We start from the raw sequence: 17,013 nt of genomic DNA, 5'->3' as shown, positions 1-17,013 counted from the left end.
AGTAAAAATATAAATCATGGAAACAGTAGAAAAAGATATTTTAAGAGGAGGACAATTCCTTGTAAAAGAATCAAAGTGTGAAGACATATTTACTCCAGAAGATTTTTCTGAAGAGCAAATAATGATGAAAGAAGCTGTAAAAGAATTTACAGATAGAGAAATTGTAGCTCATAGAGATAGGTTTGAAGCAAAAGACTATGCATTAACTGAAGAAGTTATGAAAAAAGCTGGTGAACTTGGCTTTTTAGGTGTTGCAGTTCCTGAAGAATATGGAGGAATGGGTATGGGATTTGTATCTACAATGATTACTTGTGAATATATTTCTAGTGGAAATGGTTCTTTAAGTACAGCATTTGGTGCTCATACAGGTATTGGAACAATGCCAATAACTTTATATGGTACAGAAGAGCAAAAGCAAAAATATGTTCCAAAATTAGCTTCTGGTGAATGGATGGGTGCTTACTGTTTAACAGAGCCAGGTGCAGGTTCTGATGCTAATTCAGGCAAAACAACTGCTGAATTAACAGAAGATGGAAAATCTTACAAGATTAATGGTCAAAAAATGTGGATTTCTAATGCTGGATTCTGTAATTTAATGATTGTTTTTGCAAGAATTGAAGATGATAAAAACATCACTGGCTTTATTGTTGAATATGATGCTGCAAATCCAAATGGAATTACTTTAGGTGAAGAAGAGCATAAATTAGGAATTCGTGCAAGTTCTACAAGACAAGTATTTTTTAATGATACAGTTGTTCCTGCAGAAAACATGTTATCTGTAAGAGGTGGTGGATTTAAAATTGCTGTAAACGCACTAAATGTTGGTCGTATTAAATTAGCGGCTGCATGTATAGATTCTCAAAGAAGAGTTTTAACAACGGCTTTACAATATGCAAACGAAAGAAAACAATTTAAAACACCTATTGCTGACTTTGGAGCTATTAAAGCTAAGTTAGCAGAAATGGCTACAAACACCTATGCAGGTGAATCTGCAAGTTATAGAGCTGCAAAAGATATTGAAGATAGAATTGCAATGAGAATGGCTGCTGGTAACTCTCATCAAGAAGCAGAATTAAAAGGTGTAGAAGAATATGCAATTGAATGTTCTATCTTAAAAGTTACTGTTTCTGAAGATGTACAAGCTTGTGCTGATGAAGGTATCCAAATTTTTGGAGGAATGGGATTCTCTGAAGAAACACCAATGGAAGCTGCTTGGAGAGATGCAAGAATTGCAAGAATTTACGAAGGGACAAACGAAATTAACAGAATGCTTTCAGTTGGGATGTTAATTAAAAAAGCAATGAAAGGTCACGTAGATTTATTAGGTCCTGCAACAGCAGTTGCTGATGAATTAATGGGCATTCCTTCTTTTGATACACCAGATTATTCAGAACTTTTTGCTGAAGAAAAGGAAATGATTGCAAAAATGAAAAAAGTATTTTTAATGGTAGCAGGTTCTGCTATTCAAAAATATGGTCCAGATTTAGAAAAACATCAGCAATTATTATTAGCAGCTGCTAATATTTTAAATGAAATATACATGGCTGAATCTACTTTATTAAGAGCAGAGAAAAATGCAAAACGTTTTGGAGAGGATGCACAAGAAGGACAAATAGCTATGGCTAAATTATACTTATATAATGCTGTAGAAATTGTTGCTAAAAATGGTAGAGAAGGTATAATTTCTTTTGCTGAAGGAGATGAACAACGTATGTTATTAATGGGATTAAAGCGTTTTACTAAATACGCTAACTATCCTAACGTTGTTGCCTTACGTAATACAATAGCAGAAAAATTAAAAGCAGAAAACAAATACTGTTTTTAACAATATTGAAAAATTTTTAAAACCTTAAAAAGTTTTAGAATTTAGTTGTTTGTTTAAAAAGACCATCGATTTTGATGGTCTTTTTTGTAAATTAAAGATTTAAATAAATTTTATCATGAAATTAAATATATTACTATTCTTTTTTATTAGTATTTTTTATTCTTGTTCAGAAAATAATCATAAACCTACTGATAAAGTAGTTAAAGAGAAATCTAAAATTTATGAAGTTAAAAAACATGAAAACTTTAACCAATATTGGTATGATGGAAATGCAGAAATAACCTCATATAAACTATCACAAGTTAGATATGGAGAAATTCATGAAGGAAGAGCAGTTACTATTTTTGTAACTGAAGATTTTCTTCCAGAAAAACAAGTTAAAGCAGATTATCAAAATGAAAAAAATATTCCTGTTTTAAAGTTAAATAGTACAAAAAAGTTTTTAACTGGTGTTTATCCTTATTCTTTAATGACAAGTACATTTTCACCAGTTGATAATGATATTCATCCTTTAAAAATTACTTTTTCTTCTCAAGAATGGTGTGGAAATACATTTATGCAACTTAACAATAGAAAAAATTTTGAAATTGATTTTTATTCTTACTTCGAGTCTAATTCTGACAAAAAATTATCTTTAGAAAAAAACATCTTGGAAAATAGTTTTTGGAATTTGGCTAGAATAAACCCTTATCAAATAAAAAAAGGTCGTTATAAAATAATTCCTTCTTTTGAATTCCTTGCATTAAATCATAAAAAAATTAAACCTTATAATGCTGAAGTAAATCTTTTAAAACAAGATAATTTATTAAATCTAACCATTTATTATCCAGAATTAAAAAGAAAGTTAATTCTAAATTTAACAGAAGACTTTCCTTTTACTATAGAGAGTTGGGAAGAACACATTGTAAGAGGTGAAAAGAAATTAGTAACAAAAGCTGAAAAAATTGAAAAAATAAAGATAAAATATTGGAATAAAAACAGTAATAAAGACAAGATAATTCGCGAAAAATTAAGAATTTAACATTTACTTTTTAAATCTAATAAAATTCTTTATTTTTTATATATTTGCACGACCCTCAGCTCACAAAAAAAAATCAACGTTAACATGAAAAACATTTTGTTTTTAATGCTTTGCTTCTTTGTTGTATTTGTTAGTTGCAAGGAACCTAAAGTAATCGAAATAAATAGCGAAGAATTATTACAAAACCTAAAAGAATTATCTGATGATTCTTATAGAGGTAGGCTATTTAGTAGTCCTGAAGGTGTCAAAGCAAGAAAATTTATAGTAGAAAAATTTAAAGATGCTGGTTTGCAACCTATAAATGGTGAATATGAACACGAATTTTCTGCGACTTTAAAAAAGAAACAAAGACAAGACCTTTTTCCTATTAAGAAAAAACCATTAGATGATTATTCTAATGTACCAGACACTACTATTGTTGGAGGTAATGCATTTGGAATTTTAAATGGTGAAACAAATAAAACGATTGTAATAACTGCACATTATGACCATTTAGGAGTTATTAATGAAAAAATATACAATGGTGCTGATGATAATGCTTCTGGTATTTCAGCACTTTTTACTATTGCTAAATATTTTAAAAATAAACCAACAAAACATAATTTAGTTTTTGCAGCAGTTGATGCTGAAGAAGTAGGTTCATTAGGTGCAGATTATTTCTTAAAAAACTTTAACAACAGAGAAAATATTGTTCTAAATGTTAATTTAGATATGATTGCTCATAGTGATTATGATCCAGAGTTATTTGGTTCTGGCTTATATCATTATCCTGATTTAAGAGATCCACTAGAAGATGTCCATACAGAAAAAATAATGTTTCTTTTTGGTCATGATGATCCAAATAATAGAGAACAAGCAGATTGGACGTTTTCTTCTGACCATAAAGTATTTTATAGAGCAAATATACCTCATATGTATTTTGGTGTACCAGATCATAAAGATTATCATAGATATACAGATACTTATGCAACAATCAATGAAGCATTTTTTATTGAGGCTGTAAAAGTTATTATACAATCTATAGAGAATTTAGATCAGCATTTATACGAAGAAGCTAATTAAAAAAAAGAGATTACAAATTGTAATCTCTTTTTTTTTGATTTTAATCGAATATGTTGAATTTAATTGGCTCTTATAATAACATCTCCATTAAAATTCTTAAATAAGACTTCTGATCCTCCACCATTTATAGATCCCATAATCCATTTTTCTACTTTTACTCTAAACGCATTTCCTTTACTATTTTCGCCTTTTGTTACTGTTGAAGAGTTAGGTTTTGTTTTTAAATCGAAATCTGTAAAAATTTCTCCTCTATCAGACTTCATCTTTAAATCTGCTTTAAAATTTTTAGGAAAAGTAATATCTATATCTCCATTCATACTACTAAAAGCCATTGGTGCATTTGGTGTAACTTTTATAAAATTAACAACAATGTCTTTATTTAATGCATCTGCACTTACAGAACCACTTATATCTTTTAGTGTTATTTTACCATTTATATTACTTACATCCATAGTACCATTTACATTTTCTACATAAATATCACCCTTGTTAATGGTAGAAATTTTTAAAGAAAAATTCTTAGGTACTTCTATTTCAAAGTCTGTAGTTCCATGTGGTGTGCTTCTTACATAAACTTCGTTATTATATTCTTCTGCACTAAATTCCAAAGAATTATTAGATATTCTTTTTAATCCACTTACATCATTTTTACTTGTTTTTCTTCCACTATAATAGCTTTTAGCTTTTTCAACCTTTGTGCCTTTTACGATTACTTCTTTAGTGTTTGATCCTTTAATAGTAATAGAGCCGTTGATTATTCCCATCTTTAAAAAACCTTCTTTATCTGGATTAGTTAATGGAATAGTTACTGTTTCTTGGGCTGAAAGTTTTATAACAAATAATAGTAATAAGCTTACTAAAGTTACTTTAATTTTTAAATTTTTCATGTCTATATCTTTTTTATAATGGCATCTCCATTTAGTTGATTAAAATGTAAATGGACTTTTCCACTACCTATTTTAAATTGTTTGTTAGAATTTATTTTAAATTTTGTTCCTTTCTTACTGTATTCTTTTGTTGACTTGAACTGTGGAGTAGTTTTACTCACATCAAAATTTGTATAAAACCCACCATTCATGGTTTTATAACTTATACTAGCATCTAAATTATCTTGAAATTTTACAGTAATATCACCATTTAAAGAATTATAAAAACTTTCTTCTTTTGGGTTTTCTGAATAGGTAATATTAATATCTTTATTAAGTGCATTTACATCAGTTGTTCCAGAAACATTTTTCATATCAATAGCGCCATTGATATTTCTTACGATTAATAATTTACCATGAACATCATTAATAGTAATATTTCCATTGTTTACAGCTTTAATATCTATACTAGTGTTTTTAGGAATTTTAATTTTAAAATCTAAGGTATATTTATACATTCTTTTAGTTCTATGTTTATAGCTTCTTCTATAATTATAACTAAATTCTCTATGATCAAATTCTCCAGTTGATAAATCAAAATGTGAATAGGGTGAATCTAAATACACATAAATTGCATCTTCTTTTTGGGCAGATTTTATGCCAATTTCTTCTTTACCCTTTTGTAAATCTTCTTTATTATCTGCAGAAATGATTTTGGTAACCTCTACTTTAATCGTGTTTCCTGAATAACCTTCAACATCAATAGAGCCATAGACATTATCTACAACTAAAATATTATCTAATGATGCTTTATTAAAAGTTAGTTCCTTTTTTATAATCTCTGTTTCTTTTAGTTTTTTGTCTTTTTGATATCGCTGAGCTTTTACATTTCCTGTTAAGCAAACAGCACTAATTAATAAAATTGTTTTTAAAATTTTCATTGTTTATAATTTTGATGAATGACTAATTTATCTTTCTGTAAAAAGCTTGCCTAGGATTTGCCAGTTACATCAAAATGGTATTTATTATTAAATAATACTTTGTATACTTTCTTTCATTTTTTCTTTTACGTTCGCGTTTACATCTTCTTCTTGAATTATTTTTTCAAAAGATTTTACAGCTTTCTTTTCTTGTAAAACCACCATTAAATCTGCTAACTCCATTTGTACTAGAGGCGAATTTTGATTTATAATAGATTTTATTAAACCTTCTCTAACTTCTGGAATGTCTGTATACTTTTTTAAAGCATCAACTGCAGATAAACGAACATTAACATTTTCGTCATTATTAAGTGTAGAAAATAATGCTTTTATAATAGTTTTTGTAACTTTATTCAACTTACCAACCTCATTTACAGCTTGTAACCTTTTATTAGCTGAAGGTTGGTCTAATAATGTAAGCACTAATTGAGATCGAACACTTTCTGTTTCTTTTTGTGCTATTTCTATTTTTTCTGCAGATGAATTAGAAATAGAACTAAAACCATTTCCTATTATGAAACCAACAATTAAAATAGCTAAAGTGTAAGAGAATTGTTGAACTATTTTCCTTGAAAAAAGATTTTTTAGCTTATCTAAAAATGAAACTTTATTTAATTTTTCTTCTTCATTTTTTAACATGCTATAAAAATTCATATCCATAGCAGTAGAAGGACTTATGTTATCTTCATCTATTTGATTCCAAAAGGTTTTTGAAAATTCAAATTCTTCTTGATAAACTTTATTTTCTTCTAAAAAAGTTTCAAATTCTATTCTTTTTTCTTCTGATAGATTGTCTGATAAATAATCTGTAATTGTTTCTTTAAATTCTGTATAATCCATCTCTATTCCTTTTCAATTGTTAAATAAATCTGCTTTAAACTATGTAAAGCTCTATGTACTTTAGTTCTTGCTGCACCTTCTGTACAACCAATAATTTCACCTACTTCTTTATATTTTAATTCTTTTAATTTGCTTAAAATAATAAGTTCTTTATTTGCTGGTGATAATTTATCAATTGCTTTTTTTAAAGTCTTTTTATCTTCTTCAATTTTAATTTCTGACTCAATATTTTTATCTGAATTTAAACGATAAGAAACTGTTTCTATATCCTCATAAAAGTCTTTTTTTTGTTTTTTAAAATCATCATACATTTCGTTTCTAGCAATTTGAAAAATCCATGTGATAAATTTACTTTCATCATGAAATGTGTGTTTGTATTTTAAAACTCTTATAAAAACATTTTGTACTAAATCTTCACTAACACTAACATTTTTATTCATTTGATAAAAAAATCCGAATAAACGTTTTTTGTATCGCTCATACAATAAGCCAAGTGTATGGATTTCTCCATTTTTAACTCTTAACATTAATGCATTATCTGATAATGTATTCAACTTCTTTTAGTTTGGTTGGTTTGTTTGAACAGATATACTGTTCTTTTTTAAAAGTGTTACAAAATAGTTTTAAAAATATATAAAATAAAAAAGACCTCATTACTGAGGTCTTTTAAATATCTTAAAATAAAAATATATTACTCTAATGATCCTAAATAACGTTCTGCATCTAATGCAGCCATACAACCTGTTCCTGCAGCAGTAACTGCTTGTCTATAATCTTTATCTTGAATATCACCAGCAGCAAAAACACCTGGTATATTTGTATGAGTTGTTTTTCCTTTGGTAATTAAATAACCTGTTTCATCCATATCTAAAACACCTTTAAATAAATCTGAATTTGGTGTATGTCCAATAGCAATAAATACTCCTGTTACAGGTATTTCAAAAGATTCTTTAGTTTGATTATTAACTGCTTTTACTCCAGTAACCACATTATCTCCAAGAACTTCCTCTATTTCTGTGTTATATAAAACCTCAATATTTTTAGTTTTATCAACTCTATGTTGCATCGCTTTAGAAGCTCTCATATAATCTTTACGAACAAGTAAACTTACTTTAGAACATATGTTAGCTAAATAAGTAGCTTCTTCTGCAGCTGTATCACCACCTCCAACTACAACAACATCCTGACCTTTATAGAAAAAACCATCACAAGTAGCACAAGCAGAAACACCTCCACCAATTAATCGTTGCTCGCTTTCTAAACCTAAATATTTTGCAGTAGCTCCTGTTGAGATAATAATCGTTTCAGTTTCTATCTCTTTAGACTCGTCAACAATAACTTTATGAATACCACCTACTTCTTTAGACAAATCTACTTTTGTAACTAATCCAAAACGAACATCTGTACCAAAACGTTCTGCTTGGTTTTTTAAGTCGTTCATCATAGCTGTACCATCTGTTCCATTAGGATATCCAGGAAAATTATCAACCTCTGTAGTTGTGGTTAATTGACCACCCATTTGCATTCCTGTATACATTACTGGTTTCATATCAGCTCTTGCAGCATAAATTGCTGCTGTATATCCTGCTGGTCCAGAACCAATTATTAAGCATTTTATCTTTTCAATATTTTCTGACATAATATTATTCTCTATTTTGGGTGGTAAAAATAACTGTTTTTACAACTTATAAAAACGATTGTTTATAAGTTTTAATAATGAAAAAATAGACGAAAAGAATTGATTTATTGTAAGATAATAATTTTATTGAGGAAGTAGTTTTATAATTCCTAAATTTTCTACACCAACATAAATATATCCATCTAAACCTTGTTCTACAGAGCGAACTCTTCCTAAACCTTCTAACATTTTTATTTCTTTAAAAACGTTATTTCCTTTTAGAATACATCTATTTAAATATTGAAATTTTAAAGAGCCAACCAATAAATTCCCTTTCCAATTCCCATATTTATCGCTATTGATAAAAGCCATTCCACTTGGGGCAATAGAAGGTGTCCAATAATGTATAGGTCTTTCCATTCCAGGTGCAGATGTTTTGTTAGTAAATTTTGTTCCATTATAATTAATCCCATAACTCACAACTGGCCAACCATAATTTTTACCTTTTTTTATGATATTGATTTCATCACCTCCTTGTGGACCATGCTCATGAGACCAAATTTCATTGGTAAAAGGATTGATCTCCATCCCTTGAGGATTTCTATGTCCATAACTATATATTGCTTTTTTAGCACCATTTTTACTTGTAAACGGATTGTCTTTTGGTATGGAACCATCATCATTTAATCTATAAATTTTCCCTCCATCTTTAGTAATATCTTGTGGGTTTACATCTCTATTCCCTCTATCTCCAATTGAAAAATAAACATGATTCTCTTTGTCAAATGCAATTCTAGATCCAAAATGTTGACCTCTTCTTGTATTTGGAGTTGCTTTATATAAAACTTGTTTATTTACTAATTGATTATTTTGCAATTTTGCTCGCATTAAAGACGTATTTCCACCTGTTCCATTTCCTTTGGCTGAGGCATAAGTAAAATAAATCCAACCATTCTCTTTATAATTTGGATGCAACTCAATATCCATAAAACCACCTTGCCCACGAACATAAATTTCTGGTAAGTTGTTAATTTCTGTCTTTCTATCATTTTTAAAATGAATTAACTTCCCTTCTTTTTCAGTAATTAACATTGAATTATCAGATAAAAAAGTAAATCCCCATGGATTAGTTAAATCACTAACAACAACTTCATATTCTTTGTTTTGCGAAACTGATTTTATAACAAAAAAAACTATTGTAACTACTAAAAATTGATATCTCATAGTTTAAAATTATTTTTAAAAATGCTAATACAATATATAAATATTATTCTATATTTGCAGTCCAAAATTGATAACCATTTTCGGGGTGTAGCGTAGCCCGGTTATCGCGCCGCGTTTGGGACGCGGAGGTCGCAGGTTCGAATCCTGCCACCCCGACTTTTAACCTTCAGGATTCTTCTGAAGGTTTTTTTATTTAACAAGATTAAACTTTAACGTAAATTTTTGTTTAACACAAATTAAAGTAGGTTAAACAATTTGTATCTTTGTTTAAACCTATTTTAATAAATGATGCATTTTTTTAACAATCAAGACATAAATCAACTTGATAAAATCTTTAGAATAAATTTAATTAATAGTTGTTCTGGTTTTAAATCAGCAAATTTATTAGGTACAATTTCTGAAAAAGGTATTACAAATGTTGCTGTATTTAGTTCTGTGACTCATTTAGGTTCAAATCCACCAACTTTAGGTTTTATTTTAAGACCAACAACTGTCCCTAGAAATACTCATAAAAACTTAAAAGATTTAGGATATTTTACCATTAACCATATTTGGGAGGCTATTTTTGAAGATGCACATCATACCTCTGCAAAATATCCAGATGATATTTCTGAATTTGATATGACCAACTTAGAACCAGAATTTAAAGGTAATTATAAAGCTCCTTTTGTAAAAAATGCTCCAGTACAAATGGCTATGAAGTTTGTAGAAGAAATATATGTTCCTTCTAATGATGTAATGTTAGTAGTTGCACAAATTGAAGAGTTATATGTAAAAGATGAATTATTACAAAAAGACGGTTTAATTAATTTATCTAAAGGAAATGTATTAACCATCAATGGGTTAGATACATATGCTGTACCCAAATTTAAAAAACAACTTTCTTATCAAAGACCAAAAGAAAATAAATAAATGAAAATTCTTGTTACAGGTGCAACTGGTTACATAGGTAAAAGACTTATTCCTTTATTATTAAATGATGGACATACTGTTGTTTGTCCTGTAAGAGATAAAAAAAGAGCAGAAGATTATTATAAAGACAAAAAAAATATTGAATTAATAGAAGCTGATTTTTTACATAGACACAGTTTAAACGCAATTCCAAAAGACGTAGAAGCAGCTTACTATTTAATTCATTCAATGTCAAATTCAGCTAAAGAGTTTCATATTCTTGAAGAAAAATGTGCAAATAATTTTAAACATTTTGCAGAGAAAACATCTTTAAAACAAGTTATTTATTTAAGCGGAATTACAAACGATACTAACTTATCAAAACACTTATTATCAAGAAAAAATGTAGAAAATACTTTAGATTCTGGAAACTATGCCTTAACAACTTTTAAAGCAGGAATTATTGTTGGATCTGGAAGTTCTTCATTTGAAATTATTAGAGATTTAGTAGAGAAATTACCTGTAATGGTTGCTCCTAAATGGCTAAATACTAAAACTCAACCATTAGCAATTAGAGATGTTTTGTCTTTTTTACATAAAGCTTTAGGTAAAAAAGAATTATATAATACTTCATATGACATTTTTGGTCCTGAAATCTTGACCTACAAAACCATGTTATTACAATTTGCAGAGGTTCGAAAATTAAAACGTTGGATCTTAACTGTGCCAGTAATGACTCCAAAATTATCCTCTTATTGGTTATATTTTGTTACCTCAACTTCTTACAAACTCGCAAGTTCTTTAGTAAACTCTATGGGAGTAGAAGTTATTGGTAATAAAAGTAACATCAATCAAATTTTAGATGTAAAACCAATGACTTATAAAGAAGCTGTGAAACTAGCTTTTAAGAAAATAGAACAAAATAGTATTATTTCTAGCTGGAAAGATTCTTACGTAAGTAGTGGTAAATTAAAGAATTATGTACATGAATTCATCAATGTACCAGAATATGGTTGTTTTAAAGACATTAAAAAAAGAAAAGTAAAAAATAAAGATAGTGCTCTAAATAAAATTTGGGCAATAGGTGGTGAAACTGGTTGGTATTATGGAACATTTTTATGGAAAATTAGAGGATTTATAGATCAGTTTTTTGGAGGTGCAGGATTACGAAGAGGAAGAAGACATCCACTAGAATTAAATGCAGGAGATGCCTTAGATTTTTGGAGAGTTATATATGCTGATAAAGAAAAAGGGAAACTTCTACTCTATGCAGAAATGATTTTACCAGGTGAAGCTTGGCTTGAATTTAAAATTAAAGACGACTCTCTATATCAAACAGCAACTTTTAGACCTCATGGTTTAGCTGGCAGATTATATTGGTATGCTGTTGTTCCTTTCCATTGGTTTATTTTTAATGGAATGATCAATAAAATTGTTAAAGTTTAATAGGTTGAAAAAACAACATCTTCCACAAAAATTTTGTCCTGTTTGTAATAGACCTTTTACTTGGCGTAAAAAATGGGAAAAGAATTGGGAAAACGTAAAATATTGTAGTAAAAAATGCAGCAGCAACAAGAAAATACTGGTTTAGTTTGGTTCAGAAATAACTTAAGAATTCAAGATAATGATTCTTTAAAAAAAGCGATTGATAACCATAACAAAGTAATTGCTGTTTATTTCTTTGATCCAAAATATTTTTCTGTTGATAAATTTGGCTTCAAAAAAACAGCAAAATTTAGAGCTCAATTTTTAATTGAAACTATACAAAATTTACAAGAAAGTTTAGATGAATTAAATATTACATTCCTCACCTATTTTGATGCTCCTGAAAATAAAATACATCAATTGTGTGATGCTTTTAATGTAGATACTATTTATACACAAAAAGAATGGACTCAAGAGGAACTTGACACGAATGGTAACATTAAAAAATCAATAGGAGATATTAATTTTATTGAAGATTATGATCAATTTTTATATCATCCAGATACAGTATCTAAGAACTTTAGCAATATCCCAAATGTATTTACAGCGTTTAGAAAAAAGTTAGAAAAGTACGTTGATATTTTACCAGAAGTTAGCGTTCAAAAATTAGGTACAGAGAATAAAATAGAAAACACAACTACAATACCAAGCTTAAAAGATTTAGGCTTTGATGATTTTAAAACACCTCACAAAACAGCTTTTCCTTTTAAAGGAGGAGAAACTGAAGCTTTAAAAAGATTAAACTATTACTTATTTGAAAGCAAAAAAGTTGGGTTTTATAAAAAAACAAGAAATGGTTTAGTTGGTAAAGATTACTCAACTAAATTTTCTCCTTGGTTAGCAAATGGAAGTTTATCTGCCAAAACAATTTATTACCAAGTAAAAAAATATGAACAAGTATTTGGCAAAAATCAATCTACCTATTGGGTAATTTTCGAATTGATTTGGAGAGACTACTTTAAATACATTTCATTAAAATATGGAAATGATATTTTTAAAATTGGAGGAATTTTACATAGAGATCACCAATGGAAATCCGATGAAGAAACCATCAAAAAATGGATAAATGGAGAAACCAAAGACGATTTTGTAAATGCTAATATGATAGAACTCAAAGAAACAGGTTGGATGAGTAACAGAGGAAGACAAAATGTAGCTTCCTATTTTGCTAAAGAATTGTTATTGGATTGGAGGATTGGTGCTGCGTATTTTGAATCTTTGTTGTTAGATTATGATGTGCATAGTAATTATGGAAATTGGATGTACGTTGCAGGTGTTGGTAATGACCCAAGAGATCGAAAATTCAATACACAACTGCAAGCAGAACGTTATGATAGCAATCATAAATTCAGAAATCTTTGGTTAGAAAAAACACTTTTTTAAATGGCTACTAAAGAAATACATATCATTTTTCCTCATCAATTATTTAAAACAACAACCATTTTAGATAAAGTTGATACAATTTATTTGGTAGAAGAATACCTATTTTTTAATCAATATAAATTTCATCAACAAAAAATTGCTTTTCATAGAGCAAGTATGAAGGCCTATGAAGATTTTTTAATCCAAAAAGATAAAAAGGTAAGGTATATAGAAGCTATAAACGAATCTAGTGATATAAGAAAGCTACTTCCAAAATTAGAAAAAAAGGGTATTTCTAAAATTCATTTGATAGACCCAACAGACAATTGGTTAACAAAACACATAAAAGAAAGTAAGGAAGATTTAGAAATTGTTTGGCATAACAACCCTCTATTTATTAATAACAAAGAAGATTTAAGTTCATTTTTTAAACCAACCAAAAAGAAATTTTTTCAGACATCATTCTACAAAAGTGAACGTAAAGAAAGAGATATTTTAATGGATGGTAAAAATCCTGCTGGAGGCAGCTGGACATATGATGGAGATAACCGAATGAAATATCCAAAAGGAAAAACACCACCTAATATTCAATTCCCAGAAACATCAAAATACCATAAAGAAGCAAAAGAATATGTATCAAAACATTTTTCAAATAATTATGGAAAGTTAAACGATTTTGTAGTTTATCCTATTGATTTTAAATCTGCTGAAGAATGGCTAAAACAGTTTTTTGAAATCCGTTTTCACGAGTTTGGTGCTTATGAAGATGCTATTGTTAGAGAAGAACATTTTCTGAATCACAGTTTATTATCACCTTTAATAAATGTAGGTTTATTAAACCCTTTAGAGGTCATAGAAAAAGCTATAGATTATGCAAACGAAAATGATATCCCAATAAATTCTACTGAAGGTTTTGTGCGTCAAATTTTAGGTTGGCGCGAATTTATTAGAGGCGTTTATGAAGCAGTTGGCACAAAAGAACGCACCAAAAACTTTTGGAAATTCAAGAGGAAAATTCCAAAATCATTTTACGATGGCACAACTGGTATTCAACCTATAGACGATGTTATCCATAAAGTCAACAAAACTGCATATGCACATCACATAGAACGTTTAATGATTTTAGGAAACTTTATGGTATTGTGCGAATTTGATCCTGATGAAGTGTACAAATGGTTTATGGAATTATTTATTGATGCTTATGATTGGGTTATGGTGCCAAATGTATATGGTATGAGCTTATTTGCTGATGGTGGAATGATGAGTACAAAACCGTACATAAGCAGCAGCAATTATATCATGAAAATGAGTAATTACAAAAAAGGAAAATGGCAAGAAACTTGGGATGGATTATTCTGGGCGTTTATGGATAAACATAGAGATTTCTTTTTAAGTAATCCAAGACTAGGAATGCTCATCAGAACTTTTGATAAAATGAATCAAGAGAAAAAAGAAATACATTTTAATAATGCACAACAATTTTTGAATCAATTAGATAATGACTGATAGAGAAGAAATAAATGTAGTTTGGTTTAAACGTGATTTACGTTTGCAAGATAATGAAGCAATATACAATGCTTTAGCATCTAATAAACCCACTCTTCTTCTTTATGTTTTTGAAAAATCTTTAATTGATGATCCTCATTATGATGAGCGCCATTGGAATTTTATAAAGCAATCTTTAGTCGACTTAAATCAGCAGTTAGAAAATTACAATACTAAAATATTAGCAGTTACTTCAGAAGTAATTACTGTATTTAATCAGCTACAAAATTATTATAAAATTGATACTGTTTATTCTCATCAAGAAACAGGATTATTAATTACCTATAATAGAGATAAAGAATTTGCAAGATATTGTAGAAATAACTCTATTAATTGGGTTGAAAATAATAATAATGGTGTTTTAAGAGGATTGTTAAATAGAGAAGATTGGTTTGATAAATGGGAGAATTATATGAACGATTCTCAATTCGAAATTAATTATACGAATAGTAAATTACTTTCTATTGAAAATATCAAAAATTTAGAAAAGTATTTTATTAAAACTGATTTAGAAACTCCTAATCATAAATATTTTCAAAAAGGAGGAGTTACCACAGCTTGGAAATATGCTACAAGCTTTTTCGAAGAAAGACATAAGGGTTATATGTATAATATTTCTAAACCAAACTTATCTAGAAAAAGTTGCAGTAGGTTATCTCCATATATTGCTTGGGGAAATTTATCAATTAGACAGGTATATCAAACAGCATTAGCATATAAAAACGAAGAAAATAAAAAACAATTAGGTGCTTTTGTTTCTAGATTACGTTGGCAAGCCCATTTTATTCAAAAATTTGAGATGGAGCATACTATGGAAACAGCCAGCATAAATAAAGGTTATCATAAATTAAAGAAAAGTATTTCTTTAGAATACCAACAAGCGTGGCAAAAAGGTAAAACAGGCTTTCCTTTAATAGATGCTTCTATGCGTTGTTTAATAGAAACAGGGTATTTAAATTTTAGAATGCGTTCTATGTTAGTTTCTTTTTTCACACATATTTTATGGCAACCTTGGCAGGCATCTTCTGAATATTTATCTCGTTTATTTTTAGATTTTGAACCTGGTATACATTTTCCGCAATTAAATATGCAAGCAGGAGAAACAGGTATCAATGACTTAAGGGTTTATAATCCCATAAAAAATAGTTTAGAACACGATGCTGATGCAACTTTTATAAAAAAATGGATTCCAGAATTAGCAAAACTTCCAAAAGCTTTTATACATGAACCTTATTTAATGACTCCTCTAGACCAGCAGTTTAATAATTTTGAATTAGGTATAGATTACCCAAAACCAATAGTTAATATCAAAACCAATAGAAAGAGAGCTTTAGATATTTTATGGAACATGAAAAATGATGAAGATGTTGTTAATGAAAGTAGAAGAATTCTTATAAAACATACACTTTCTGACAGAAGTAGAATGTTAAAAACTAACACTTAGCATAATATAATGTTTTGTTAAATTTTGTTTAACATTTAAATTCAATAGTTAAACATAATCATATTTTAACTATATTTGAAATGTGATATTTGAAACTACATACAAAAATAAAGATGCTACTGCTACAATAAATGACCTTGTAGGTAAGCCTTATAGTTTTATTGAATCTATAAAACTAAAAGGAACTGGTTCTAAAAGAATGATTGTAGATGATGTTAGTTTAGGTTTTAAATCTATTTTAAATACAGTATCAGATATTAATTATGGTAATATCGAGATTAGAAAGAAAGGGATTTTAATTCATATCACTAAAGGTTTAAAAAACTTTACATGGGCAATCCCATTTTATCAATTACACATTTACAATACTAAGACATTTAGCATCCATGCACAAGGAAACTATGTAAGGTTTGTTAAAAATAAAACGTATAAAGAAAATAAAAAATTTATAGACAAATTGTTAGACTTTAAAATAGAGAACGACAAAAAGTATGACGTCTATGAAATGATAAGTTAAATCTATTGATGAAAGAACTAAGTGGTATAGAAATTGACAGAATTATAGAGATGGCTTGGGAAGATAGAACCACATTTGAAGCAATTGAATTTCAATTTGGTTTAAAAGAACAAGAAGTCATCAATTTGATGAGAAGAGAAATGAAAGCGAGTAGCTTTAGAATGTGGAGAGAGAGGGTACAAGGAAGAAAAACAAAACATGAAAAATTAAGAACTTTTGAAAAGGGACGTTTTAAATGTTCAAGACAAAAGTCAATATCAAATAACTCTATAGCAAAAAGATAACTAACCGTGCTTTGCTTTTAAGATTAGAGTACTTAAAGACAGCACATTA

At 28.4% G+C, this 17,013-nt stretch carries 17 protein-coding genes and 1 tRNA gene; 12 read left to right on the top strand and 6 right to left on the bottom strand.

Annotated features, from left to right (window positions below; all coding sequences use genetic code 11):
• The first annotated feature begins 16 nt into the window (after positions 1-16).
• The 3 genes from ACFOWD_RS12885 (at position 17) to ACFOWD_RS12875 (ending at position 3,908) form a co-directional block, all read left to right on the top strand.
• Positions 17-1,825 (top strand): acyl-CoA dehydrogenase family protein, encoded by a 1,809-nt coding sequence (locus ACFOWD_RS12885; protein WP_377411214.1) that lies wholly within the window; start codon positions 17-19, stop codon positions 1,823-1,825.
• 115 nt (positions 1,826-1,940) lie between these two features.
• On the top strand, positions 1,941-2,846 hold the full coding sequence (locus ACFOWD_RS12880; protein ID WP_377411211.1) for a septum formation inhibitor Maf: 906 nt from the start codon (positions 1,941-1,943) through the stop codon (positions 2,844-2,846).
• A gap of 84 nt (positions 2,847-2,930) precedes the next feature.
• Positions 2,931-3,908: a M28 family peptidase gene (locus ACFOWD_RS12875; protein WP_377411208.1), complete on the top strand. Its 978-nt coding sequence runs from the start codon at positions 2,931-2,933 to the stop codon at positions 3,906-3,908.
• A 59-nt stretch (positions 3,909-3,967) separates the two neighbouring features.
• Here ACFOWD_RS12875 and ACFOWD_RS12870 read toward each other — a convergent pair whose 3' ends face one another.
• The 6 genes from ACFOWD_RS12870 to ACFOWD_RS12845 all read right to left on the bottom strand — a co-directional run bounded on the left by ACFOWD_RS12870 (position 3,968) and on the right by ACFOWD_RS12845 (position 9,436).
• The gene (locus tag ACFOWD_RS12870) at positions 3,968-4,795 is read right to left on the bottom strand and encodes a DUF4097 family beta strand repeat-containing protein (RefSeq protein ID WP_377411205.1); all 828 of its coding nucleotides are present in this window, start codon (positions 4,793-4,795) and stop codon (positions 3,968-3,970) included.
• 2 nt (positions 4,796-4,797) lie between these two features.
• Positions 4,798-5,715: a hypothetical protein gene (locus ACFOWD_RS12865; protein WP_377411202.1), complete on the bottom strand. Its 918-nt coding sequence runs from the start codon at positions 5,713-5,715 to the stop codon at positions 4,798-4,800.
• Between the two features lie 87 nt (positions 5,716-5,802).
• Positions 5,803-6,594, bottom strand: coding sequence for a HEAT repeat domain-containing protein (locus tag ACFOWD_RS12860; protein ID WP_377411199.1), 792 nt, complete (start codon positions 6,592-6,594; stop codon positions 5,803-5,805).
• Between the two features lie 2 nt (positions 6,595-6,596).
• Positions 6,597-7,148, bottom strand: coding sequence for an RNA polymerase sigma factor (locus ACFOWD_RS12855; RefSeq protein ID WP_377411196.1), 552 nt, complete (start codon positions 7,146-7,148; stop codon positions 6,597-6,599).
• Between the two features lie 137 nt (positions 7,149-7,285).
• Entirely contained in the window at positions 7,286-8,233 is a 948-nt protein-coding gene (gene trxB / locus ACFOWD_RS12850) for a thioredoxin-disulfide reductase (protein WP_377411193.1), read from the bottom strand.
• 123 nt (positions 8,234-8,356) lie between these two features.
• Positions 8,357-9,436 carry a PQQ-dependent sugar dehydrogenase gene (locus ACFOWD_RS12845; RefSeq protein WP_377411190.1) on the bottom strand — a complete coding sequence of 360 codons (1,080 nt, stop codon included), beginning with the start codon at positions 9,434-9,436 and terminating at the stop codon, positions 8,357-8,359.
• An 81-nt stretch (positions 9,437-9,517) separates the two neighbouring features.
• Between ACFOWD_RS12845 and ACFOWD_RS12840 the strand changes: the two genes are divergently transcribed.
• From ACFOWD_RS12840 to ACFOWD_RS12800, 9 genes are all read left to right on the top strand, one after another.
• Positions 9,518-9,592 (top strand) — tRNA-Pro (locus tag ACFOWD_RS12840).
• 132 nt (positions 9,593-9,724) lie between these two features.
• Positions 9,725-10,348 carry a flavin reductase family protein gene (locus tag ACFOWD_RS12835; protein WP_377411348.1) on the top strand — a complete coding sequence of 208 codons (624 nt, stop codon included), beginning with the start codon at positions 9,725-9,727 and terminating at the stop codon, positions 10,346-10,348.
• Entirely contained in the window at positions 10,349-11,773 is a 1,425-nt protein-coding gene (locus ACFOWD_RS12830; RefSeq protein WP_377411187.1) for an SDR family oxidoreductase, read from the top strand.
• A 4-nt stretch (positions 11,774-11,777) separates the two neighbouring features.
• Positions 11,778-11,918 (top strand): DUF2256 domain-containing protein, encoded by a 141-nt coding sequence (locus ACFOWD_RS12825; RefSeq protein ID WP_377411184.1) that lies wholly within the window; start codon positions 11,778-11,780, stop codon positions 11,916-11,918.
• Positions 11,888-13,195: a DASH family cryptochrome gene (locus tag ACFOWD_RS12820; RefSeq protein WP_377411181.1), complete on the top strand. Its 1,308-nt coding sequence runs from the start codon at positions 11,888-11,890 to the stop codon at positions 13,193-13,195. The genes ACFOWD_RS12825 and ACFOWD_RS12820 overlap by 31 nt, the downstream gene beginning before the upstream one ends.
• On the top strand, positions 13,196-14,680 hold the full coding sequence (locus ACFOWD_RS12815) for a cryptochrome/photolyase family protein (RefSeq protein WP_377411178.1): 1,485 nt from the start codon (positions 13,196-13,198) through the stop codon (positions 14,678-14,680).
• On the top strand, positions 14,673-16,163 hold the full coding sequence (locus tag ACFOWD_RS12810; RefSeq protein ID WP_377411175.1) for a cryptochrome/deoxyribodipyrimidine photo-lyase family protein: 1,491 nt from the start codon (positions 14,673-14,675) through the stop codon (positions 16,161-16,163). Before ACFOWD_RS12815 ends, ACFOWD_RS12810 begins: the two co-directional genes overlap by 8 nt.
• Positions 16,164-16,245: 82 nt before the next feature.
• A complete protein-coding gene (locus ACFOWD_RS12805) occupies positions 16,246-16,680 on the top strand; it encodes a hypothetical protein (protein ID WP_298994127.1) in 435 nt (144 codons plus the stop codon).
• 8 nt (positions 16,681-16,688) lie between these two features.
• Complete coding sequence (locus tag ACFOWD_RS12800; RefSeq protein ID WP_298994128.1) at positions 16,689-16,964, top strand: TIGR03643 family protein; 276 nt, start codon at positions 16,689-16,691, stop codon at positions 16,962-16,964.
• The last annotated feature ends 49 nt before the right edge of the window (positions 16,965-17,013 follow it).

The sequence above is a fragment of the Polaribacter marinivivus genome (assembly GCF_042651285.1).
In the GTDB taxonomy this organism is placed as follows: Bacteria; Bacteroidota; Bacteroidia; order Flavobacteriales; family Flavobacteriaceae; genus Polaribacter; species Polaribacter marinivivus.
This window is presented reverse-complemented; position numbering and strand designations above follow the sequence as displayed.

Bases quoted from the DNA above. Each gene is read 5' to 3' on its own strand.
- ACFOWD_RS12820 (WP_377411181.1), top strand. From the start codon at position 11,888: ATGCAGCAGCAACAAGAAAATACTGGTTTAGTTTGGTTCAGAAATAAC.
- trxB (WP_377411193.1), bottom strand. From the start codon at position 8,233: ATGTCAGAAAATATTGAAAAGATAAAATGCTTAATAATTGGTTCTGGA.
- ACFOWD_RS12870 (WP_377411205.1), bottom strand. From the start codon at position 4,795: ATGAAAAATTTAAAAATTAAAGTAACTTTAGTAAGCTTATTACTATTA.
- ACFOWD_RS12885 (WP_377411214.1), top strand. From the start codon at position 17: ATGGAAACAGTAGAAAAAGATATTTTAAGAGGAGGACAATTCCTTGTA.
- ACFOWD_RS12865 (WP_377411202.1), bottom strand. From the start codon at position 5,715: ATGAAAATTTTAAAAACAATTTTATTAATTAGTGCTGTTTGCTTAACA.
- ACFOWD_RS12830 (WP_377411187.1), top strand. From the start codon at position 10,349: ATGAAAATTCTTGTTACAGGTGCAACTGGTTACATAGGTAAAAGACTT.
- ACFOWD_RS12800 (WP_298994128.1), top strand. From the start codon at position 16,689: ATGAAAGAACTAAGTGGTATAGAAATTGACAGAATTATAGAGATGGCT.
- ACFOWD_RS12810 (WP_377411175.1), top strand. From the start codon at position 14,673: ATGACTGATAGAGAAGAAATAAATGTAGTTTGGTTTAAACGTGATTTA.
- ACFOWD_RS12845 (WP_377411190.1), bottom strand. From the start codon at position 9,436: ATGAGATATCAATTTTTAGTAGTTACAATAGTTTTTTTTGTTATAAAA.
- ACFOWD_RS12860 (WP_377411199.1), bottom strand. From the start codon at position 6,594: ATGGATTATACAGAATTTAAAGAAACAATTACAGATTATTTATCAGAC.
- ACFOWD_RS12835 (WP_377411348.1), top strand. From the start codon at position 9,725: ATGCATTTTTTTAACAATCAAGACATAAATCAACTTGATAAAATCTTT.
- ACFOWD_RS12880 (WP_377411211.1), top strand. From the start codon at position 1,941: ATGAAATTAAATATATTACTATTCTTTTTTATTAGTATTTTTTATTCT.
- ACFOWD_RS12875 (WP_377411208.1), top strand. From the start codon at position 2,931: ATGAAAAACATTTTGTTTTTAATGCTTTGCTTCTTTGTTGTATTTGTT.
- ACFOWD_RS12815 (WP_377411178.1), top strand. From the start codon at position 13,196: ATGGCTACTAAAGAAATACATATCATTTTTCCTCATCAATTATTTAAA.